The 21,054-nt window shown below is 72.3% G+C and carries 14 protein-coding genes; 11 read left to right on the forward strand and 3 right to left on the reverse strand.

Going from position 1 to position 21,054, the window contains the following annotated elements; all coding sequences use genetic code 11:
* The first annotated feature begins 1 nt into the window (after position 1).
* Genes L1857_RS13230 through L1857_RS13260 form a run of 7 tightly spaced genes read left to right on the forward strand, consistent with a single transcriptional unit; the run spans position 2 to position 7,942 of the window.
* Positions 2-2,038, forward strand: coding sequence for a bifunctional aldolase/short-chain dehydrogenase (locus L1857_RS13230; RefSeq protein ID WP_094004966.1), 2,037 nt, complete (start codon positions 2-4; stop codon positions 2,036-2,038).
* A gap of 20 nt (positions 2,039-2,058) precedes the next feature.
* Complete coding sequence (locus L1857_RS13235; protein WP_116114003.1) at positions 2,059-3,480, forward strand: L-fucose/L-arabinose isomerase family protein; 1,422 nt, start codon at positions 2,059-2,061, stop codon at positions 3,478-3,480.
* Entirely contained in the window at positions 3,480-4,949 is a 1,470-nt protein-coding gene (locus tag L1857_RS13240) for a rhamnulokinase (protein WP_249467415.1), read from the forward strand. The genes L1857_RS13235 and L1857_RS13240 overlap by 1 nt, the downstream gene beginning before the upstream one ends.
* Complete coding sequence (locus L1857_RS13245; protein WP_116114001.1) at positions 4,946-5,683, forward strand: (Fe-S)-binding protein; 738 nt, start codon at positions 4,946-4,948, stop codon at positions 5,681-5,683. Before L1857_RS13240 ends, L1857_RS13245 begins: the two co-directional genes overlap by 4 nt.
* Positions 5,684-5,700: 17 nt before the next feature.
* Entirely contained in the window at positions 5,701-7,140 is a 1,440-nt protein-coding gene (locus tag L1857_RS13250) for a lactate utilization protein B (protein WP_116113998.1), read from the forward strand.
* Positions 7,137-7,733: a LutC/YkgG family protein gene (locus tag L1857_RS13255; protein WP_094005010.1), complete on the forward strand. Its 597-nt coding sequence runs from the start codon at positions 7,137-7,139 to the stop codon at positions 7,731-7,733. The genes L1857_RS13250 and L1857_RS13255 overlap by 4 nt, the downstream gene beginning before the upstream one ends.
* The gene (locus L1857_RS13260; protein WP_094004970.1) at positions 7,730-7,942 is read left to right on the forward strand and encodes a helix-turn-helix domain-containing protein; all 213 of its coding nucleotides are present in this window, start codon (positions 7,730-7,732) and stop codon (positions 7,940-7,942) included. Before L1857_RS13255 ends, L1857_RS13260 begins: the two co-directional genes overlap by 4 nt.
* Positions 7,943-7,963: 21 nt before the next feature.
* Here the strand turns inward: L1857_RS13260 and L1857_RS13265 are convergent, their stop codons facing one another.
* The 3 genes from L1857_RS13265 to L1857_RS13275 all read right to left on the reverse strand — a co-directional run bounded on the left by L1857_RS13265 (position 7,964) and on the right by L1857_RS13275 (position 9,663).
* A complete protein-coding gene (locus L1857_RS13265; RefSeq protein ID WP_143266175.1) occupies positions 7,964-8,245 on the reverse strand; it encodes a hypothetical protein in 282 nt (93 codons plus the stop codon).
* A gap of 123 nt (positions 8,246-8,368) precedes the next feature.
* Positions 8,369-8,776, reverse strand: coding sequence for a multicopper oxidase domain-containing protein (locus L1857_RS13270; protein ID WP_233157203.1), 408 nt, complete (start codon positions 8,774-8,776; stop codon positions 8,369-8,371).
* Positions 8,719-9,663 (reverse strand): multicopper oxidase family protein, encoded by a 945-nt coding sequence (locus L1857_RS13275; protein ID WP_240323392.1) that lies wholly within the window; start codon positions 9,661-9,663, stop codon positions 8,719-8,721. Before L1857_RS13275 ends, L1857_RS13270 begins: the two co-directional genes overlap by 58 nt.
* Before the next feature lie 327 nt (positions 9,664-9,990).
* On the opposite strand from L1857_RS13275, the gene L1857_RS13280 reads away from it, so the two are divergent.
* From L1857_RS13280 to L1857_RS13295, 4 genes are all read left to right on the forward strand, one after another.
* A complete protein-coding gene (locus L1857_RS13280; RefSeq protein ID WP_249465203.1) occupies positions 9,991-13,269 on the forward strand; it encodes a family 78 glycoside hydrolase catalytic domain in 3,279 nt (1,092 codons plus the stop codon).
* Between the two features lie 12 nt (positions 13,270-13,281).
* Positions 13,282-16,599, forward strand: a complete 3,318-nt coding sequence (locus tag L1857_RS13285) for a glycosyl hydrolase (RefSeq protein WP_116113993.1) — start codon at positions 13,282-13,284, stop codon at positions 16,597-16,599.
* A gap of 295 nt (positions 16,600-16,894) precedes the next feature.
* Complete coding sequence (locus L1857_RS13290; protein WP_249465205.1) at positions 16,895-19,804, forward strand: glycosyl hydrolase; 2,910 nt, start codon at positions 16,895-16,897, stop codon at positions 19,802-19,804.
* The gene (locus tag L1857_RS13295) at positions 19,801-20,850 is read left to right on the forward strand and encodes a relaxase/mobilization nuclease domain-containing protein (protein ID WP_249465207.1); all 1,050 of its coding nucleotides are present in this window, start codon (positions 19,801-19,803) and stop codon (positions 20,848-20,850) included. Before L1857_RS13290 ends, L1857_RS13295 begins: the two co-directional genes overlap by 4 nt.
* Positions 20,851-21,054 lie beyond the last annotated feature (204 nt).

Below are 21,054 nucleotides of genomic sequence, written 5' to 3' on the forward strand. Positions count from 1 at the left end.
CATGACGAACAATCCCGCCGCCGAACTCATCCAGCGCAGCAACGCCCTGGGCGCCGACCCGCGCAACACCAACTACGCCGGGGGCAACACCTCGGCCAAGGGCAACGAGACCGACCCGGTCACCGGGCAGCCGACGGAACTGTTGTGGGTCAAGGGTTCCGGGGGTGACCTGGGCACGCTGACCGAGGCCGGGCTGGCCGTGCTGCGGCTGGACCGCCTGCGCGCCCTGGTCGACGTGTACCCGGGGGTCGAGCGCGAGGACGAGATGGTCGCCGCGTTCGACTACTGCCTGCACGGCCGCGGCGGCGCCGCGCCGTCGATCGACACCGCGATGCACGGCCTGGTCGAGGCCACCCACGTGGACCACCTGCACCCGGACTCGGGCATCGCGCTGGCCACCGCCGCCGACGGCCCGGCGCTGACCAAGGAGTGCTTCGGCGACCGCGTGGTGTGGGTCGACTGGCGCCGCCCCGGGTTCCAGCTGGGCCTGGACATCGCCGCGGTCAAGAAGGCCAACCCGCAGGCGATCGGCGTGATCCTGGGCGGGCACGGCATCACCGCCTGGGGCGAGACGTCCGAGGAGTGCCAGAAGAACTCCTTGGAGATCATCCGGACCGCGGAGAAGTTCCTCGCCGAGCGCGGCAGCGCCGAGCCGTTCGGCGCGGTCGTGCCCGGGTTCGAGCCGCTGCCGGAGGCGGAGCGGCATGCCAGGGCCGCCGCACTCGCGCCGGTGATCCGCGGGCTGGCCTCGACCGACCAGCGCCAGGTCGGGCACTACACCGACAGCGACGTGGTGCTGGAGTTCCTGTCCCGGGAGAAGCTGCAGCCGCTGGCCGCGCTCGGCACGTCCTGCCCGGACCACTTCCTGCGCACCAAGGTCCGCCCGCTCGTGGTCGACCTGCCCGCGACCGCACCGCTGGAGGATGTCGTCGCGCGGCTGAAGGAACTGCACGAGGCCTACCGCGCGGATTACCGCGCCTACTACGAGCGGCACGCCACCCCGGACAGCCCGGCGATGCGCGGCGCCGACCCGGCGATCGTGCTCGTCCCGGGTGTCGGCATGTTCTCCTTCGGCAAGGACAAGCAGACCGCGCGCGTGGCCGGCGAGTTCTACGTCAACGCCATCAACGTGATGCGCGGCGCCGAGGCGGTCTCCCGCTACGCGCCGATTCCGGAGAGCGAGAAGTTCCGCATCGAGTACTGGGCGCTGGAGGAGGCCAAGCTCCAGCGCATGCCCAAGCCGAAGCCCCTCGCGGGCCGCGTCGCGCTGGTGACCGGCGCCGGTTCGGGCATCGGCCGGGCCATCGCCGAGCGGCTGGCCGCCGAGGGCGCCTGTGTCGCGATCGCCGACCTCAACGCGGACGCGGCCGAGGAGGTCGCCCGCGGCATCGGCAACACCGACAAGGCGGTTTCCGTGGTCGCGAACGTCGTCGATGCCGAGGCGGTCGCAGCCGCGGTGGACGCGACGGTGCTGGCGTTCGGCGGCATCGACCTGGTCGTCAACAACGCCGGCCTGTCGATCTCCAAGCCGCTGCTGGAGACCACCGAGAAGGACTGGGACCTGCAGCACGACGTGATGGCGAAGGGCTCGTTCCTGGTCTCCCAGGCCGCGGCGAAGGCGATGATCGCGCAGGGCCTCGGCGGGGACATCGTCTACATCTCGTCGAAGAACTCGGTGTTCGCCGGCCCGAACAACGTCGCCTACGGCGCGGCCAAGGCCGACCAGGCGCACCAGGTCCGGCTGCTGGCCGCCGAACTGGGCGAGCACGGCATCCGCGTCAACGGCGTCAACCCCGACGGTGTGGTGCGGGGTTCGGGCATCTTCGCCGGGGGCTGGGGCGCGCAGCGCGCCGCGGTCTACGGGGTGCCGGAGGAGGACCTGGGCAAGTTCTACGCCCAGCGCACCATCCTCAAGCGCGAGGTGCTGCCCGAGCACGTCGCCGCGGCGGTGTTCGCGCTCACCGGCGGCGACCTGACGCACACGACCGGCCTGCACGTGCCCGTGGACGCGGGTGTCGCGGCCGCTTTCCTCCGCTGACGCAGGAAGGACACATTCTGATGACCCTCGAGCGGATCACCCCGCGGCGCACGCGCGTCGGCCTCGTCGCCGGCGGGCTGGGCGCGTACTGGCCGCAGTTCCCGGAGCTGCTGCCGCAATTGCAGGCCTCCGCACGGCGCGTGGCCGAGCGTCTGTCCGCTTTGGACTGCGAGGTGGTGGACGCCGGGTTCGTCTCGGACGAGCGGGAGGGCGCGGCCGCGGCGGAGAAGCTGCGGGTCGCCGACTGCGACCTGATCATCGGCTTCCTCACCACCTACCTCACCTCGAGCATGCTCGCGCCGGTCGCGCAGCGCAGCGGCTCGCCGGTGCTGCTGCTCAACCTGCAGCCCACCGAGGCGATGGACCACGCGAACTTCGACACCGGGGCCTGGCTCGCCTACTGCGGCGCCTGCCCGCTGCCGGAGATGGCCAACGCGTTCCGCCGCGTGGGCGTCGAGTTCCGCTCGGTGTCCGGGTATCTGGAGGACGAGCGGGCCTGGACCCGCGTCGAGCGCTGGATCAAGGCCGCCGGGGTGCGCGCCGCGTTCCGGCACGGGCGGCACGGCCTGCTCGGCCACCTCTACCCGGGCATGATGGACGTCGCCACCGACCCGACCCTGGTGACCGCGCAGTTCGGCGGGCACGTGGAGATCCTGGAGATCGACGACCTGCGGGTGCGGGTCGAGAAGGTCACCGACGACGAGACCAAGGCGCGGATGGACCTCGCGAAGGAGATCTTCGAGCTGGACGACTCGGTCGTCGAGGAGGACTTCGCGTGGGGCGCCCGCGTCTCGGTGGCGCTGGACCGGCTGGTCGAGGACTTCTCCCTGGACACGCTGGCCTACTACCACCGCGGCCTGGACGGGGAGACCCACGAGCGGGTCGGCGCCGGGTTCATCCTCGGCGCGTCGCTGCTGACCGCCCGCGGCATCCCGGCGGCCGGGGAGTTCGAGCTGCGCAACTCGCTGGCGATGCTGGTGATGGACCGGCTCGGCGCGGGCGGTTCGTTCACCGAGCTGCAGGCGCTGAACTTCCGGGACAACGTGGTCGAAATGGGCCACGACGGCCCCGCGCACCTGGCGATCAGCGCGCGACGGCCGCTGCTGCGCGGGCTCGGCGTCTACCACGGCAAGCGCGGCTGGGGCGTGTCCGTCGAGTTCGACGTCAAGCACGGTCCGGTCACCCTGCTCGGCCTCGGCCAGGAACGGGACGGGCGGTTCACGCTCGTCGCGTCCGAGGGCGAGGTGGTGCCCGGGCCGCTGCTGGAGATCGGCAACACCACCTCCCGGGTGGACTTCGGCGGCAACCCGGGGGAGTGGACCGACGCGTGGTCGGCCGCCGGGGTGAACCACCACTGGGCGCTGGGCACCGGGCACCGCGTGCCGGAACTCGAAGCCGTGGCCGACCTGCTCGGCCTCGAACTGCGCCTGGTGCGGGTGTGATGCGCCTGGCGGCCGCCGACCTGGGCGCCTCCAGCGGGCGTGTCATGGCCGGGACGGTGGGGCCGGGCGTGCTCGCGGTCGAGGAGGTGCACCGGTTCCCCAACGGGGGCGTCCGGGTCGCCCGAGCGGGTGGATCGACCCTGTACTGGGACATCCTCGGCCTGTACCGGGAGCTGCTGACCGGCGTGCGGGCCGCGCACAAGGCCGGTGCGCTGGACGGTCTCGGCATAGACTCCTGGGCCGTGGACTACGGGTTGCTCGACGCCTCCGGGGCGCTGCTGGGCAACCCGGTCAACTACCGCGACGCCCGCACCGAAGGCGTGGCCGAGCGGGTGCTGGAGACGGTTCCGGCGCGCGAGCTGTTCGACGTCACCGGCCTGCAGCAGCTGCCGTTCAACACGCTCTACCAGCTGCTGGCCGAGCGTGATCTGAGCGCGGCCGAGACCCTGCTGCTCATCCCGGACCTGCTGAACTACTGGCTGACCGGGGTGCGCGGCGCCGAACGCACCAACGCCTCCACCACGCAGCTCTACGACGTGCGGTCGCGGGAGTGGGCGGTGGGCCTGGCGGAGCGGCTGGGCATCCCGGCCCGGTTGTTGCCGCTGCTGCGCGACCCGGGCACCGTGGTCGGCACGCTGCTGCCGGACCTGGCCGCCGAGCTGGCGTTGCCGGAGCTGCCGGTGGTCGCCGTCGGATCGCACGACACCGCCTCCGCCGTGGTGGGCGTGCCGGCCGAGCCGGGCACGAACTTCGCCTACATCTCGTCGGGCACCTGGTCGCTGGTCGGGCTGGAACTCGGCGAACCGGAGCTGGGCGACGCGGCGCTGGCGGCCAACTTCACCAACGAGGGCGGCGTCGACGGCACGATCCGGTTCCTGCGCAACGTGATGGGCCTGTGGGTGCTGTCCGAGTCGCTGCGGACCTGGGACGCGCAGGGCACGCCGGTGTCGCTGCCGTCGGTGCTGGCGCAGGCCGCGGAGGTGCCCGCGCTGTCGGCGGTCGTGGACATCGACGCGCCGGTCTTCCTGCCGCCGGGGGACATGCCATCCCGGATCCGGCAGGCCTGCGCCGAAACCGGTCAGCGCGTGCCGGAGACGCCCGGCGAGATCGTGCGGTGCGTGCTGGACAGCCTCGCGCTGGCCTATCGTCGGACCGTGCGCCAGGCATCGGAGCTGACCGGCAGGCCGGTCGACGTCGTGCACGTGGTCGGCGGCGGGGTGCGCAACGAGCTGCTGTGCCAGCTCACCGCGGACGCCTGCGGCGTGCCGGTGCTGGCCGGGCCGGTCGAGGCCGCCGCGCTGGGCAACGTGCTCGTGCAGGCCCGGGCGCTGGGCGCGGACCTGCCGGACCTCGCCGCGATGCGGGCGCTGATCCGGGACACGCACGAGCTGCGCCGCTACGAACCGTCCGGCCGCGAGGCCGACTGGGCGCGGGCGGCCGCGCGGATCGATCCGAGGGTGGTGGCATGAAGGTCGCCGTGCAGGTCACCTGCATCAACGACGCGATGTTCCCGGACACCGGCAAGGCGGTGTTCACGCTGCTGCGGCGGCTCGGCGTGGCGGCGGAGTTCCCGGCCGCGCAGACCTGCTGCGCGCAGCCCATGGTCAACACCGGCTACCTGGACGAGGCCGTGCCGGTGGTGCGCAACTTCGTCGGCGCGTTCGCCGGCTACGACGCGATCGTGACCCCGTCCGGGTCGTGCGCGGGCTCGGTGCGCCACCAGCACTCGATCGTGGCGCGCCGCAGCGGGGACGAGCGGTTGCAGGAGGTGGTCGCGGAGACCTCGCCGAAGGTGTACGAGCTGACCGAGTTCCTGGTCGACGTGCTCGGCGTGACCGACGTGGGCGCGTACTTCCCGCACCGCGTCACCTACCACCCGACCTGCCACTCGCTGCGGATGCTGGGCGTCGGCGACCGGCCGCTGCGGTTGCTGCGCGAGGTGCGCGGGCTCGACCTGGTGGAGCTGCCCGCCGCGAACGAATGCTGCGGCTTCGGCGGCACGTTCGCGGTGAAGAACGCCGAGACCTCGACCGCGATGGGCGCGGACAAGGCGCGGCACGTGCTGGACACCGGCGCCGAGGTGCTGGTGGCCGGGGACAACTCGTGCCTGCTGCACATCGGCGGGCTGCTGTCGCGGCAGCGCACCGGCGTGCGGGTGATGCACCTGGCCGAGGTGCTGGCGGGAACGGAGGATCGCTCGTGAGCGCCACTTTCGTGGGAATGCCCGCCTTTCCGAAGGCGGCGCGGGAGGCGTTGTCGGACACGCAGTTGCGCCGCAACCTCGCGCACGCCACCGGCACGATCCGCGCCAAGCGCGCGGCGGTCGTCGGCGAGGTCGGCGAGTGGGAGGAGCTGCGGCTGGCCGGCGCGGCGATCAAGGACAACACGCTGCGCCACCTCGACGAGCACCTGCTGACGCTGGAGAAGGCGCTGACCGGCCGCGGCGCCACCGTGCACTGGGCGCGGGACGCGGCCGAGGCGTGCGAGATCGTCGCGTCCATCGCGCGACAGCACGCCGTCGACGAGGTCGTCAAGGTCAAGTCGATGGCGACGCAGGAGATCGGTCTCAACGAAGCGCTCGCCGCGCAGGGGATCACCGCGTGGGAGACCGACCTGGCCGAGCTGATCGTGCAGCTCGGCGACGACCTGCCCTCGCACATCCTGGTGCCCGCGATCCACCGCAACCGCGCGGAAATCCGGGAAATCTTCCGGGACAAGATGGCCGCCGCCGGGCGCCCGGCACCCGACGACCTGTCGGACCGGCCGGCGGAGCTGGCGGGTGCGGCGCGGCTGCACCTGCGGGAGAAGTTCCTGCGGGCGCGCATGGCCGTGTCGGGTGCCAACTTCGCGGTCGCCGAGACCGGGACGCTGGTCGTGGTCGAGTCCGAGGGCAACGGCCGGATGTGCCTGACGCTGCCCGAGGTGCTGGTGTCGGTGGTCGGGATCGAGAAGATCGTGCCGACCTGGTCCGATCTGGACGTGTTCCTGCAGCTGCTGCCGCGGTCGAGCACGGGGGAGCGGATGAACCCCTACACCTCGACCTGGTCGGGCGCGACCGAGGGCCAGGAGATGCACGTGGTGCTGCTGGACAACGGCCGCACCCGTGCGCTGGCCGACGAGGTGGGGCGGCAGGCGCTGCGTTGCATCCGGTGCTCGGCCTGCCTGAACGTGTGCCCGGTCTACGAGCGCACCGGCGGACACGCCTACGGCTCGGTGTACCCGGGTCCGATCGGGGCGATCCTGAACCCGCTGCTGCGCGGTACCGGTGTGGACGAGCAGATCGATTCGCTGCCGTACGCCTCCAGCCTGTGCGGCGCGTGCTTCGAGGCGTGCCCGGTGCGGATCGACATCCCCGAGGTGCTGGTGCACCTGCGGTCCACAGTGGTCGACGCGCACCGGTCGTCGCCGAAGGCCGAGGCGGTGGCGATGAAGTCGGCGTCCTGGGTGCTCGCCGACGCGCGGCGCCTGGGCTGGGCCGAGTTTGGTCTCGGCGTCGCGGGCCGGGCGCTGAACCGGTTGGGGCGCAAGGTGATGCCCGGCGGGCGGCGCGCCCTGGGACGGCTGCCGTGGCCGGGTTCGCTGTGGAGCAACGCGCGGGACGTGCCGGCGCCGCCGGTGGAGTCGTTCCGGTCGTGGTGGCGGCGGGAGGGACGGCGATGAGCGCGCGCGAGGAAATCCTGGGCCGGGTGCGGTCCGCGCTGGCTTCGGCGGACCCGTCGGAGGCTCCGGTGCCCCGCGGCTACCGGTCGGCGGTGCCGTCAGGTGATGTGGTGGAACTGTTCGCCGAGCGGCTGGTGGACTACCGCGCCGAGCTGACGCGGTGCACTGTGGACACTCTGCCCGCGGCGCTGTCGTCGGCGCTGGGTGACGCGGAAGCGGTGCTGGTGCCGGACGGTTTCCCGTGGGAGGTGCCCGGTGCGGTGCCGGACACCGGGCAGTCCGCGGCGGAGCTGGACCGGCTGGACGCGGTGGTGACCCTGGCGGCGCTGGCGATCGCGACCACCGGCACGATCGTGCTGGACCACGGGCCGGGACAGGGGCGCCGCGCGGTGAGCCTGGTGCCCGACCGGCACGTGTGCGTGCTGCGGACCGACCAGATCGTGCCCGGCGTGCCCCAGGCTGTGGCCGCGTTGTCCCCGGACCGGCCGCAAACCTGGATCAGCGGCCCCAGCGCGACGAGCGACATCGAGCTGAACCGGGTCGAGGGCGTGCACGGGCCGCGGACGCTGCACGTGTTGCTGGTGTCGCCGTGACGACCGCGCAGCGCCCCGCCACGCTGCCCCAGGCGGATCTGGAGTTGCTGGAACTGCTCGCCGACGGCCTCCCGCTGGACGCCATCGCGCGCCGCCTGGACCTGTCGGAACGCACCGTCCGCCGACGGCTGCGTGCCCTCTGCGACCGGCTGGGCTTCGTGGCGCCGATCCAGGCGGTGGTGTGGGCCGCCCGGCGGGGCCTGCTGTGAGTTCCCCGCCGGGCGGGCCCGCTAGCTGACCATCCGGAGTTCGAGCAGCCAGCCGGGGCTGTCGAAGCTGCACCGGTAGTCGACGACGGCGCCGACGCCGATCATGTCCCGGCCCTGCTGCCGGCACTTTTCGTAGGTGGCGTAGACCTTCCACGGAACCCACACGTCCTGGGTCGTCACCGTCCCGGTGTCCGTGGGTGCGGGACTCGCGCCCGCCAGCGCCGTGGTCGCCGTCCAGCCGGTGAACGTCAGCGCGGCCGCCAGCGCCGACACCGTGGCCAGCCGTGTCAAGCTTCGTTGCATGATGAGCCTCCCAGTGGTGAAGGATTCATCGTCGCCCACCGGCTTGGCATGCCCCTGACGCGAACCGGAGCGCGCACGCAGGACGAACCCGTCCCCGCTACTGTTCCGCTACGGGGCGGCGGATCAGTGCGGGTGGCCGGGAATGGCCCGGTTGACCTGGTTTTCGGTGCCGGGCTCGACGATGACGAACTGGCCCATCATCCCGGAGTCCTCGTGCCGCAGGATGTGGCAGTGGTACATGTACGGCGACGTGGGATCGGTGAACTTCCCGAACTGGACCGCGAGCCGGACGACGCTCTTGCCGGGCACGTAGACGGTGTCCTTGTACCCGGTGGCGTAGGACGGCGGCGGGGCGCCGTCGGTGTCGAGGATCTGGAACGCGACCTCGTGGATGTGGAAGTTGTGCGAGTAGACGTTGTTCTCGATCTCCCAGATCTCGACGGCACCGGCCGGCACGACCTCGTCGATCCGGGTCAGGTCCATCTCCTTGCCGTTGATGGCGTCGTGGCCGTTGAGCGTGAACCGCCGCACGGTGGCGCCGGGCGGGGGAGTGACGGGGGCAGCTCGGTGAGCCGCGCGGGCAGTTCGGGTGACGGCGTGAGCCGTCCGGCGGCGACGATCTTCAGCACGTCGAAGTCGCCCGCGCCGATGTCGACACCGTTGTCGGTGTTGCGCAGCACGACCTGCTCGCCCGGCGCGAACGCGACGACGATCTCCGCGCGCTCACCGGGGGTGAGGGAGAACTGCTCGACCTCGACGGGAGCGCCGAGCAGCCCGCCGTCGGTGGCGACGACGTGGAAGCGGCGCCGGTCGCCGAAGCCGAGGGTGTACATGCGGGCGTTGGAGCCGTTGAGCACGCGGAACCGGACCCGCTCGGTGGTCACCTGCAGCACGGGACCGTAGGTGCCGTTCACCAGGACGTGGTCCCCCAGGATCCCGAACGTGCCGTCGAGCGGGTCACCGTCGAAGGAGCCGTCTTCGGCGAAGTTCTTGTCCTGCAGGATCAGCGGGATGTCGTCCACCCCGTAGTCCGAGGGCAGCCCGGGATCGGTCTCGTCGTCGACGATGAACATGCCGGCCAGCCCGCGGTAGACGTGCCGCGCGGTGGCGCCGTGCGGGTGCGGGTGGTACCAGGACGTGGCCGCGGGCTGGTCGATGGTCCACCGCGGGGACCAGAGCGCGCCCGGCTCGATGGGCTGGTGCGGCCCGCCGTCCATGGCGGCGGGCAGGCGCATGCCGTGCCAGTGCACCGTGCTGGTCTCGGGAAGCTCGTTGCGGACCGCCATCTGGACGACGTCGCCGCGCGCGGCGCGCAGGGTCGGTCCGAGGAACGTGCCGTTGAAGCCCCAGGTCGGCGTCTGTTTGCCGGGCAGGATCTGCGTCGTGCCGGTCCGCATCGCGAGGTCGAACCGGCGCACGCCACCGGCGTCCGGCTCCGGCCGCAGCAGCGGCGGTATCCGCAGCGGGGTGCCGAAGTCCGAGGGGGTGGCCGGGGCCGGGCCCGGGTCCGACCGCAGGCCACCGTCAGCCCGGACAGCACCGACAATCCGAGGAAAGCACGTCTTCTCACGCCCGAAAACCTACGGCCTGGGCGGAGATCCCCCGCGTGAGGGGCCGCGGGTGGCCGAAATCGGACACCGATCTTGTTCCGAACGTGAAGTCCACGTAACGTTCCCTCAGGTTTTGAAACGATTCACCGTCGAATCAGCGGCCGTTTCCCCACCGGCCGAGGAGGAGCAGCACCGATGCGCTCTCGTTCTCGTCTCCGCAGAATCCTGATCCCGGTCACCGTCGCCGCGGCGCTGGTGACCGGGCTCGCCCCGCCGGGCGTCGCGCAGGGCGGGCTCGTCTCCGTCACCGGCCTGCGCACCGCGCACCAGGACCGTCCACTGGGGACGGACGACACCGCGCCCGTCCTGTCCTGGCAGAACACCGCGCACGCACGCCAGCGCGAGCAGTCCGCCTACCAGATCCAGGCCGCCACCTCACCCGAAGCCCTCGGCCGGGGCCGCGCCGACCTGTGGGACACCGGCCGCGTCGCGAGCGCCGACGTCGAAGCCACCTACGCCGGCAAGACCCTCACCAGCCGTCAGCGCGTGTACTGGCGCGTGCGCACCTGGTCCGGCCCCGCGCCCTCGGCGTGGAGCGAGCCGACCTGGTTCGAAACCGGCCTCATCGACCGGGGAGACTGGACGGCCGGCTGGGTCACCAACCACGACTGGCAGCTGAGCCGCAAGCCCGCGCAGCCGGTGGTCGTCACCCTGCCGGGGCGGACCGCGCGGTACGTTCGCCTCGACGTCACCAAACTCGGCCTGCCGCTCGCCGAACAGCCCATCGACAGCAACAACCGCCTCGTCACCACCGGCACCGCGCGCCGCTTCCCGGATCTGACCCACCGGCTGCAGCTCGCCGAGATGCAGGTGCGCAACTCCGCCGACCCGTCGGTCAACTTCGCCGCCGGGCGGGACAAGTTCGTCACCGCCTCGGAGACGGAGACCATCCGCAAGGAGTGGGAGCCCGGCCTGATCGCCGACGGCCTGGTCACCTCCAACCCGGAGGAGGCGAGCAACGCCGGCTACCAGAGCGCCGCGCACGACACCCCGGACGCGCCGGTGTGGGTGACCATCGACCTCGGCGCCGACCGCACCTTCGACCAGGTCGTGCTCTACCCGCGCACCGACACCCGCACCGCCGACGGCAGGACCCCGAACTTCCCCGTCGACTACACGATCCAGACCGCGCCCGCCGCATCCGGCCCGTTCACCGTCGCCGCGACCGTCAAGGACCAGCCCACGCCGGAGAACTGGCTGCCCGAGGCCCTGCCGCTGTTCGCGAAGGACTTCACCGTCCACGGCCAGGTGAAGCAGGCCCGCCTGTACGTCAGCGGCCTCGGCGTGTACGTGCCGAGCCTCAACGGCGCCCGCGTCGGGGACGCCGTGCTCGAACCCGGCAACACCGACTACGCCGACCGGGTCACCTACGCCGCCTACGACGTCACCGGCCAGATCCGTGGCGGCGGCAACACGATCGGCATCGCGGTCGGCAACGGCACTGCCGACGCGCTGCACACCTCCGGCCGCTACCGCAAGTTCGCCCGCACCGCGAGCGACCCGCAGGTGATCGCGCAGCTCGAACTGACCATGGCCGACGGCAGCGTCCAGCGCGTCGGCACCGACACCTCGTGGCGCACCACGCTCGGCCCGACCACCGCGTCCAACTGGTACGGCGGCGAGGACTACGACGCCCGCCGCGAAATCCCGGGCTGGGACGCGCCGGGCGCGAACCGCGCCACCTGGACGCCGGTCACCGCCGTCGCCCCGCCCGCGCCGACCACGAAGCTCACCGCGCGCAGCGGCGAGCCCGTCCGCATCGTCGAGCAGCTGCCCGGCGCCGAGGTGTCCCGTCCCGCGCCCGGTGTGCGGGTCTTCGACGTCGGCCGCAACATCGCCGGCATCCCGCGGATCACGCTGACCGCCCCCGCCGGCACCACGGTCCGCGTCTTCCCGGCCGAGGCGCTGCGCAACGGGCGCGTCGACCAGTCGAAGTCGAACGTCGGCGCGCCGATCTGGGACAGCTTCACCGGCAAGGGCGGCGCCCAGACCTGGCACCCCGAGTTCTCCTACCACGGCTTCCGCTACCTGGAGGTCGTCGGCGTCCCGGACGACGCCCAGCTGTCGGTCACCGGCCTGCGCACCATGGCCGACAACGACTCCGCGGGCGAGTTCACCACGTCGAACGAGATCGTCAACGGCATCCACCGGCTCACCCGGCACGCGCTGGAGAACAACATGCAGAGCGTGCTCACCGACTGCCCGAGCCGGGAGAAGCTGGGCTGGCTGGAGCAGGACCACCTGGCCTTCGACACGATCGCCCGCAACTACGACGTCGAGGCCTACCTCGGCAAGATCGTCCAGGACATCGCCGACGGCCAGGAGTCCTCCGGTCTGGTGCCCAGCACCGTGCCGGACTACGTGACGCTGGCCGGCACCTACCGCGACGACCCGAACTGGGGCGGCGCGCTGGTCCTGCTGCCGCTCAAGGCCTACCGCACCTACGGCGACACCGACCTGCTGCGCACCCACTACCCGGCGATGCAGCGGTATCTGTCCTATCTGGAGGGACAGACCACCCGCTGGATCGACGGCGGGGTCTACGACTACAGCCTCGGCGACTGGATCACCACCGAGAAGCCCGTGATGCCGCGTGCGATCACCGGCACGTTCGGGGTGTGGGCCATCGCCGACGGGCTCGCGCAGGTCGCGCAGGCGCTGGGTCGCGACGCGGACGCGGCCACCTACCGCGCCCGCGCCGACGACCTCGCCCGCAAGGTGTGGGCGAAGTACTACAACCCGGCCACCGGCCTGTTCGGCGGCGGCGGGCAGGGCGCGACCGCACTGGCGCTGGACATGGGTGCGGTGCCCGCGGACCTGCGGGCCGCGCAGGTGCGGCACCTGGTGGACAGCATCCAGGCGACCGGCTGGCACCTGATCATGGGCGAGATCTCGTTCCCGTCCGTGCTGCGCGTGCTGTCCGAGGCCGGGCGCGACGACGTCGTGTACCTGATCGCGACCCGGACCACCAGCCCCAGCCTGGGTTTCCAGGTCAAGGCCGGGTTGACCGCGCTCGGCGAGACCTGGGACGGCGGCAGCGGCCAGTCGCAGAACCACTTCATGCTCGGCGCGATGGACGGCTGGCTGCAGACGCGGCTGACCGGCATCGAGCAGACGCCCGATTCCACCGGGTTCCGGCGCCTGCTGATCGACCCGGCCGTCGTCGGCGATCTGACCTCGGCCTCCGGCCGGTACGAGAGCACCTACGGCGAGATCCGCACCTCCTGGAGCCGCACCGGCGGCGAGTACCGGCTGGACGTCACCGTGCCGGTGGGCGCGACGGCCGAGGTGCACGTGCCGTTCACCGGTCACGTCCCGGTCGCCGACGGCGCTCGCTTCGTCCGCGTGGACGGCGCCGAGGCGGTTTTCGAGGCCGGCTCCGGTTCCTGGACCTTCCGCTCGCGCGTGGCCTGAGAGGACACCACCATGAGAAGGCTCGTCTCCGTCCTGCTCGCGGCTGTCACCGCGGTGGGCCTGGCCTCGGCACCCGCCGCCGCACAAAGCCCCGGCCCGGCCCCGACCACCGATCTGTCCCGGTTCGATCCGGCCGCCTTCGCCGACCCGCCGAAGGACAGCCGGCCGAGCGTCTACTGGTACTGGAACAACACGATCACGCCGGAGACCACCGACCGGCAGATGGCCGAGATGCGGGACAAGGGCATCTACGAGGCCGTCGTGTTCCCCTACGGTGGCGCGTCGATGCGGCCGGCCTTCCTCACCGAGGAGTGGTTCACGCTCATCGAGCACGTCCTGCGTGAGGCGCAGCGCACGGGCATGAAGATGTGGCTGTTCAACGACAACAACTTCCCGAGCGGCCGGGGTGGGCTGAAGGTCGCCGAGGAGCACCCCGAGCTGCGGCTCAAGGGACTGCTGCGGTCCAGCCGCATCGTGACCGGTCCGGCGACGCTGACGCTCGCCGAGACCACGGGTCTGTCGGTGGACGGCGGCAAGCTCGTCGTCGATCCGGCGACCAAGCCCGGCGGCGCGGCGCTGACCCCGGGCGGCGGCTGGACCGACTACACGGTGACCGGCAAGGTCACGCTCACCAGCGGCGGCACGCAGCTGATGGTGCGCAGCGACGGCACGAACGGCTACCTGGTCGACGTCGACGTGAAGGGCAACACGAGCGTGTGGCGGGTCGACGGGACCCAGCGGACCCGGCTGACGACCGGCATCCCGACGCCCGGCTTCTCCGCGACCCGCGCGCAGACGATCACGGTGACGGTCTCCGGCAACACGATCACGCCGAAGATCAACAACACCGTGCAGCCCGCGGCCACCGACTCGACGTACGCGAAGGGCTCGGTCGCGGTGTCGGCCGAGGGCACCCAGCGGTCGCAGTGGGACACCCTGTCGGTGACCGCGCCGGACGGCGGCGTGTTGTGGTCGTCGAACTTCGACGACGCGCGGGTGCTCACCGATTTCCCGGCGGCGCGGGTCACCCTGGCCGGGATCACCGCGGCGGCGGCGCGCCCGGCGGGCACGGCCGACTTCCGGACCGCGGTCGAGCTGGACCCGGCGCAGGGCGCCTGGTCGGTCCCGGCGGGGCAGTGGCAGGTGGACGTGTACGCGCAGGCGCTGCTGCGCGACGACTCCAGCGGTTACGTGCGCGGGTACCTGGACCTGCTCGACCCGGCGGCCACCGACGCGTTCCTGGACACCGTGCCGGGCGAGTACGTGCGGCGCTTCCCGTGGGCGATGGGCACCGTGGTGCCCGGGTTCTGGGACGACGAGCCGTTCCTCGCCTCCGCGCAGCCGCACCCGTTCAAGCGGCTGCCGGCCTCGCCGGGCCTGGCTCAGGCGATCGTCGCCGCCGGTGGCACCCCGGGCGTGGCGTACCTGGGCGCCGCGGACGGCCTGGACCCCACCGCCGATCCGGCCGCCGGCTACTACTGGCGCGCGGTGAACGATCTGTTCGCCACGAACTACTACCAGCGTCAGGCCGAGTGGATGGCGCGGCACGGGCTGCAGCTGCTGACCAACCCGCTGCTGGACGAGGAGGGCCCGCAGCAGCGCATGCACTCCACCGGTGACCTGAGCAAGGACAACCAGTGGGCGCAGGTGCCCGGCAGCGACATGATCACCGGCGACTACACGCTCGGCGAGCAGACCATGCTGGGCCGCAACGCCGCGTCCGCCGCGCACCAGAGCGGCGCGCCGCGCGTGGTGATGGAGACGTTCGGCAACTCGGGCTGGCAGGTCGCGCCGGAATTCATGCACGCGACCACCGGTGCGCTCGCCGCGCGCGGCGTGAACCTGACGTTCCTGCACGCCATGTGGACCGACGAGAACTCGGTCAACTTCCCGCCACCGTTCGGGCCGCGCAGCACGTTCTGGGCGGACATGCCCGCGGTCGACGCGTGGATCGGCCGGGTGATGGAGCTGGGCCGGGGCGAGAACCTGGCGCGGACCGTGCTCGTGCAGCCGCAGCGGGCGGCCGAGCAGACCCGGGTGGCCGACGCCGAGCACACGCTGGACGGGCACTTCGCGGACGCCGCGTACGCGCTGGAGCGGGGCCAGGTCGATTTCGACCTGGTGAGTGACTCGTCGCTGTCCGGCGATCCGGTGGCGCGGTTCCAGGCCGTGGCGCGGGCCGGTGAGCTGCACGTCGGCCAGGCGTCCTACCAGCTCGTGGTGCTGCCGCGGACGCCGGTGCTGGACCTGGAAACGGTGCGCACGCTGGCGCGGTTCGTGCAGGTCGGCGGGCACGTCGCGGCGGTCGGCCCGCTGCCGGCGCGGGAGGCGCGTGGCCGGGACGCCGAGCTGGCGGGTGAACTGAGCCGCCTGTTCGGCGACGCGGGTGCCGCCTGGCAGCGGCGTGGTGCCGGTTCCGTCGCGGTGGTGGGCGACGCCGAGGCGCTGCCCGGGCTGGCCCGGGCGTACGCGGCGGCTCGCTTGGAGCCCGCGGCGCCGAGCGTGCGGGTGTCGCGGACCGCGCGCGGCCAGGATGTCGCGTACTTGCTGAACAACGAGAGCGACCAGGTCGTGACGACGACCGCGACGTTCCCCAGCGGGGGCGTCCCGGAGATCTGGGACCCGCGCACCGGTTCGGCCCGCACCGCGACGGCGTACCGCGCGGACCGGGACGGTGTGGCGGTGCCGGTGCGGTTGCAGCCGTACGAGACGCTCGCGGTGGTGTTCCGCCACGGCGTCCGGGAGACCCCGCACCTGACCGATGGCACGCTGCCGGCCGACGCGGTCACTGTGGACGGACGGTCCCTGCGGGCCACGGTGGTCGCCGGCGCGCCCGGCGAGTACCACCTGTCCGGCGCGGCGAACGGCCGCAGCTACGGCGGCGTGGCTTCGGTGACGGACGCGCTGACCCCGATCCCGCTGGCGGGCCCGTGGCAGGTGCGGCTGGAGAAGCCGGGCGCGGTGGAGGCGGAACGCCCGCTCGGTTCGTGGACGAGCTTCGACCCGACGTTCTCCGGAAGCGCCGTCTACACGACGACGGTGTCGCTGACCGCGCGGGACCTGGCCGGCCGCCGGTTGGTGCTGGACCTGGGCGCGGTGCACGACCTGGCGACGGTGACCGTGAACGGCGCGGTGTTGCCCACGGCGTTGTGGCGTCCGTACACAGTGGACGCCACAGCACTGCTGAAGCCCGGCGAGAACACGATCGCGGTGCGGGTGACCAACACGCTGGCCAACTCGCGCAACAAGATCCTCCCGTCGGGCCTGGTGGGCCCGGTGGTGCTGCGGCCGCAGGCCGTGGTGACCGCGCGGCTGGACCAGTGCCGCTGAGCGGCTCGTGCCACAGGATCCTTCCGTCGGGCCTGGTGGGCCCGGTGGTGCTGCGGCCGCAGGCCGTGGTGACCGCGCGGCTGGACCAGTGCCGCTGACTGGCTCGTGCCACAGGATCCTTCCGTCGGGCCTGGTGGGCCCGGTGGTGCTGCGGCCGCAGGCCGTGGTGACCGCGCGGCTGGACCAGTGCCGCTGACTGGCTCGTCGCGCTCAGCCGGTGCTGCCCCGCTGTCATCGGGGCAGCACCGTGCCGCTCGTTTTCCCCATCCCCCTCCCCAGTCCCCGGAGTTTCCCCATGACCAGACTCACCCGGCGCACCTTCCTCGGCGCCAGCGCCGCCCTCGGCCTGGCCGCCGCGTTGCCGTCCGCGCCGCCCGCCCTGGCCGCACCCGGCAGGCCGTTCGCGCAGCGGTTCGCCGCCCCGGGCCCCGACACCGCCGCGAAGTTCCGCTGGTGGTGGCCGCACGGATTGGTCGACCTCGGCGAGATCGCCCGCGAGGTCGACCAGATCGCCGACGCCGGGTTCGGCGGCGTCGAGATCCAGGACGTGCACCACAGCGTCCGCGCCGACCTCGACCCGGCCGGCCACGGCTGGGGCACCCCGGCCTGGCTCGCCGCCGTGGAGACCGCCCTGCGCCGCGCCAGGGACCGCAAGCTGCGCGTCGACCTCGCGCTCGGGCCGTGCTGGCCGACCGCCGTGCCCACCATCACCCCGGACCACCCGGCCGCCTGCAAGGAACTCGCGCACGGCGTGACGTTCGTCCAGGGCGGCACCGTCTACTCCGGACCGCCGCCCGCCGCCGTCGAGCCGCCCGAGGAGGGCGTGCACCGGCAGGACCTCGTGGCCGTGCAGGTCGCGAAGGTCATCGGCGCCACCACGGCCGCCACCGTCACCCTCGACCCGGCGACCGTCCGCACGCTCGGTTCCGGCGAGACCTGGACCGCTCCCGAGGGCACCTGGGCGATCATCGCCTACTGGCTGCGAGGCTCCGCGCAGCAACCGGAAGCCGGGCCGCACACCGAGCCGCCGGCCTACGTCGTCGACCACTTCAGCCGCGCCGGCGCCCAGGCGGTGATCGACGTGTGGCACAGCACGATCCTCACCCCGGCGATCCGCCGCCTGCTGCGCGAGACCGGCGGCGACCTGTTCGAGGACTCGCTGGAGATCGAGACCGAGGCGACGCCCTGGACGCCGGATCACCTCGCCGAGTTCCGCCGCCGCGCCGGCTACGACCTGCTGCCGTACTTGCCGGTGATCGTGCAGCGCAACGAGAAGTACCCGTTCACCTTCGACAGCGAGACCACCAACCACGTCCGCGACGACCACAACCAGGTCCTTTCCGACCTCTACCACGAAAACCACCTGCTCCCGCTGCGCGACTTCGCGCACGGCCTGGGCATGACCCTGCGCGTGCAGCCCTACGGCCTGCCCACCGACGCCATCCGCAGCGCCGCGCTGCTCGACGTGCCGGAAAGCGAGTCGCTGGGCTTCAAGAACCTCGACGACTACCGCGTGCTCGCGTCCGGCCGCGACATGGGCGGACGGCGGCTGCTGTCGTGTGAGTCCGCCGCCTACGCCAACGGCGCCTACAGCACCACCTGGGACAAGGTGCTGCAGACCATGGGCAGCGTCTTCGCCGGCGGCGTCAACCAGGCCGTCCTGCACGGTTTCTCCTACGCGTCGGCGCCCGGCGCGGCGTGGCCGGGCTTCGCGGCGTTCTCGCCCTACAACGGCACCGGCATCGGCTACGCCGAGGCATGGGGCCCGCGCCAGCCGACCTGGGGCCACGTCCCGGACATCGCCGGTTGGTTCGCCCGCACGCAGCTCGTGCTGCGCGCCGGTGTCCAGAAGACCGATCTGGCGTTCTTCCGGCAGAAGGGCTGGACCTCCACCGGCATCGGCGCGCCGTGGGCGACCAACGACGGCATCCCGGTCGGCTGGACGCACGGCTTCCTCAGCGAGCCGATGCTGGACCTGCCCAGCGCGGTCGTGCGCGACGGCCGCCTCGCCCCGGACGGCCCGGCCTACAAGGCGCTGATCCTCGACGGCGACATCTTCCGCAACCGGGAACACACCCTGTCCGTGCACGCCGCGCGCCGGCTGCTCGACCTGGCCCGCGCCGGGCTGGCCGTCGTGGTGGTCGGCAGCTGGACCGACGTGCACTCGGTCGGCATCGCCCAGCCCGGCGAGAACGACCAGCTCCGGACGCTGCTCGCCCAGCTCGTCGCCCTGCCGCGGGTGCGGGTGGCCGCCGACGCCAACGGCATCCCCGGCGCGCTCGCCGACCTCGGCGTGACCCGCGACGTCGAATACGCCCGCTCCACGATCATGACCGTGCACCGGGTCGATGACGGCGTCGACTACTACTACCTCGCCAACGCCCGGCACGCCGAGAACCGCCGCATCACCGCGGTGGACCAGGACGTCTGGCTCACTTCCCGCGACCGCTCCGCCGAGCCGTACCTGTTCGACGCGTGGACCGGCCGCGTGGAACGGATCGGCACCTACGAGCGCGCCGGCGACAAGGTGCGGGTGCGGGTCGCCCTCAACCCCGGCCAGTCGATGCTGATCGGCTTCGGCCCGGGCGCCCGCACGCCGCACGCCACCGCCTCCGACGCGGACGTCCGGTTCGACGACGGCAAGCTGGTGCTGCGTGCCACCGCGGCCGGCACCTACTCGACCACGCTGTCCACCGGTCGCGTCGTGCGCACCACCGTGGACGCTGTGCCCGCGCCGGTGCCGCTCACCGCGTGGGACCTCGAGGTCGAGGACTGGCAGCCCGGCGCGACCCCCACCGAGACGGTGAAGACCACCCACCGGCTCACCCTGACCGCCCTGGCCGCCTGGCCGGCGATCCCCGAGCTGCGGGACGTCTCCGGCGTCGGCCGCTACCGCACCACGGTCGACCTCGGCTCGTGGCGTCCCGGTCTCGGCGCCTACCTCGAACTCGGCGAGGTGTTCGACACCTACCGCGTCACGGTCAACGGCCGCGCCCTGCCGCCCGCCGACGTGCTCGACCCGGTGGTCGACGTCGGGCCGTGGCTGCGCCCGGGCCGCAACACCCTCGAGGTCGAGGTCGCCACCACGCTGCTGAACCGGCTGCGGGTGAGCAACCCGGCCGTCTTCGGCATCGCCACCCGGCAGGCGTACGGCCTGGCCGGGCCCGCCCGCCTCGTGCCGTACCGCCAGGAGGAGATCCGATGACCGGCCTGACCCGCCGGGGCGTGTTCGGGCTGGCCGCGGCAGCGGGGCTGGTCGCGGCGCTGCCCGCCACGGCGGCCGCCGCCGCGGAACCGGCCCGGCCGCGGCCGCTCGAGCTGGGCCGCGTCCGGCTGCTCGGCTCGCGCTACCGGCAGAACATGGAACGGACCGTCGCGTACCTGCGGTTCGTCGACGCCGACCGGCTTGAGCTCGACCTGGGACCACTGACCGAGACCATGCAGGAGCTTGCCGCCGCCGCGGGACTTCCACTCAGCAATTCGCGCAAGCTCCCGCATCATTGGGCCGAGGCGCTGCGCGGGGGACGGCGGCTACCAAGGGATGCGCCGCCGTGGGTCAAGCACTACCGGTTTGACGCGAAGAAGGATGCCTTCATCCTCAGACCGGGTTGTTTCTGGCACTGTCCCCTCCGTCTTCACCCCGACGACCCGACTCTGACTGACAAGCAGTGGGAACACGTCACCGAGCGACTGATGAAGGCAACCGGGATTCACCAGGCCGGGGCTCGATGGATCGCCGTGCGGCACGCTGACGACCACATTCACTTGATGGCGATCCTGGTCTCCGAGCAGACTGGCAAACGTATCTACCCATACCGGGACTATCCAAGGCTGCGCGCGGAGTGTCGGACGCTCGAGCATGAACTTGGACTGCGGAGCACAGCGACTTCAGACAAGACGGCTACACAGGCGCTGTCTCGTCGCGAGCGGGGCAAGGCCGACCGGAAGGGCTGGGAGTTGACTGCGCGGCAGCAGCTTCGGCGAGCGGTCTCTCAGTGTGCCGCGAGCGCAAGCAGCGGTGATGAGTTTCTGCGCGAGCTCCGCCGCGAGGGCCTCAACCCGCGAACGACGGTCGGCGGCGACGGCGAGATCCGCGGTTACACGGTGTCTCTTCCAGGTGACGTCACAGCCGACGGCCGTCCAGTCGCGTTCTCGGGTTCGGAAACTTGCCGCCGACCTGACGTGGCCGAAGCTAATCGCCCGCTGGTCAACCGCACCTCCGGTCGACCACCCGATCGTCTACACCGATGACGGCCGCGCCACGCGCGCGGACCGCCATCGAGCGATCGAGGTGGCTACTGACGCCGTCGAACGGGCAAACTCCGCAGTCCGCCGCGGCAGCAAGGATGTCGAGGGGGTCATCCACGCGACGAGCGAGGTACTCGCGACGCTAGCCCGTGGTAGAGAGGGCCATGATGCCGGAGCCCTTGCAGCAAGCACTGAGCGGTACGACCG

Origin of the sequence: Amycolatopsis thermalba, from assembly GCF_023376025.1 — a bacterium.
In the GTDB taxonomy this organism is placed as follows: Bacteria; Actinomycetota; Actinomycetes; order Mycobacteriales; family Pseudonocardiaceae; genus Amycolatopsis_E; species Amycolatopsis_E thermalba.

Coding starts and splice junctions, on each gene's coding strand:
- L1857_RS13230 (WP_094004966.1), top strand. CDS start 2: ATGACGAACAATCCCGCCGCCGAACTCATCCAGCGCAGCAACGCCCTG.
- L1857_RS13235 (WP_116114003.1), top strand. CDS start 2,059: ATGACCCTCGAGCGGATCACCCCGCGGCGCACGCGCGTCGGCCTCGTC.
- L1857_RS13240 (WP_249467415.1), top strand. CDS start 3,480: ATGCGCCTGGCGGCCGCCGACCTGGGCGCCTCCAGCGGGCGTGTCATG.
- L1857_RS13245 (WP_116114001.1), top strand. CDS start 4,946: ATGAAGGTCGCCGTGCAGGTCACCTGCATCAACGACGCGATGTTCCCG.
- L1857_RS13250 (WP_116113998.1), top strand. CDS start 5,701: ATGCCCGCCTTTCCGAAGGCGGCGCGGGAGGCGTTGTCGGACACGCAG.
- L1857_RS13255 (WP_094005010.1), top strand. CDS start 7,137: ATGAGCGCGCGCGAGGAAATCCTGGGCCGGGTGCGGTCCGCGCTGGCT.
- L1857_RS13265 (WP_143266175.1), bottom strand. CDS start 8,245: ATGCAACGAAGCTTGACACGGCTGGCCACGGTGTCGGCGCTGGCGGCC.
- L1857_RS13280 (WP_249465203.1), top strand. CDS start 9,991: ATGCGCTCTCGTTCTCGTCTCCGCAGAATCCTGATCCCGGTCACCGTC.
- L1857_RS13285 (WP_116113993.1), top strand. CDS start 13,282: ATGAGAAGGCTCGTCTCCGTCCTGCTCGCGGCTGTCACCGCGGTGGGC.
- L1857_RS13290 (WP_249465205.1), top strand. CDS start 16,895: ATGACCAGACTCACCCGGCGCACCTTCCTCGGCGCCAGCGCCGCCCTC.
- L1857_RS13295 (WP_249465207.1), top strand. CDS start 19,801: ATGACCGGCCTGACCCGCCGGGGCGTGTTCGGGCTGGCCGCGGCAGCG.